The sequence below is a fragment of the Salipaludibacillus sp. CF4.18 genome, from assembly GCF_051262595.1.
Lineage (GTDB): Bacteria > Bacillota > Bacilli > Bacillales > Salisediminibacteriaceae > Salipaludibacillus > Salipaludibacillus neizhouensis.
The window spans coordinates 1-1189 of record NZ_JBIMEV010000138.1; the positions used below are offsets into that span (position 1 = coordinate 1).

The following is a 1189-nucleotide window of genomic DNA, read 5'->3' on the forward strand; positions in this document are numbered from 1 at the left end:
TCGTATTATTAGGTCAGCCAGAAAATATTTCTGGTTGACCATTTTTTATATCGATATATGATAACGGTAGCCGTGGTAGAACGTTCGCGCCTGTGGGGCTATGACCCCGTCCGCAAAACAGTTCGCCCCCTACTTGTAGAAACATGTTTGAGGCTGGTTGGGACAATGATCTCGTATAACAAGCGAAGCTATGACACTATGAGGAGGATTTAGGGGTTACCGGCGATTATATTTTTGAAGGAGGAATTTTAATGAATCCAGTCGTTGGTCTGGATGTAGCAAAAGGTGAAAGTCAGGTTCAAGCATACTTGGAAAGAAAGAAGCCCTACAAGAAAAGTTTCAAAGTAAAACATGATCTTGATGGGTTAGCTAGTTTATTAGATTTTATAAAAGAGATAGAAAATATTTTAGGAGAACGTCCCCCTCTTGTAATGGAATCAACTGGTCATTATCACACACCTGTTGTTCAATATTTTGAGGACAAAGGCTATTTAATCATTATCGTAAATCCACTCATCTCTTATAAAGCAAAAAGTTCTAGTTTGCGGAAGGTAAAAACAGATATCATTGATGCCAATCACCTCTGCGAGCTGTATTATAAAGAGGATTTAGAGCCTTATAAAAAGCGTGGTATCCAACTTATGAACTTACGTCATCTTACGAGACAGCACGATAATATAACAGGGATGTTTGTACAAACCAAACTACAATTTCAGGCAGTTTTGGATCAAGTATTTCCTGAATATAGTAAGGTTTTTGGGGACTTATATTCGGATGTTTCTTTAAAAACATTACAAGTATTTCCTACTTCAGAAGATGCCTTAAAAGCTGATACTGAAATATTAGCAACTAAAATAAAAGAATTCTGTAACACTCGTTCACTACAATGGGCAAACAAACAGGCTGAAAAACTAATTACTGCCGCAGCTCAAAACCCTTTTCAGAAGACTTTATACTCTAGTCTTGCCCTAAGCTTAGATATGTATATTAGTATGCTTTTTGAACACAAAAAACATCTATCCATGCTTAAAAATAAGATAGATGCTTTAGCAAAAAGTCTTGAAGAATCTAAGATTATCCGATCAATTCCCGGTATCGGTGAAAAAATCGCAGCAACGATTATTTCTGAAACTGGGGAAATTGAAAGGTATAATCATCCTAAGAAACTAGTGGCATTTGCCGGTCTTGA

1 protein-coding gene is annotated in these 1189 nt (G+C 36.7%); it reads left to right on the top strand.

Annotation, left to right across the window (positions count from 1 at the left end; genetic code table 11):
• Window positions 1-251: 251 nt before the first annotated feature.
• A partial coding sequence (locus ACHABW_RS25825; protein ID WP_435759890.1) for an IS110 family transposase occupies window positions 252-1189 on the top strand: 938 nt, incomplete at its 3' end.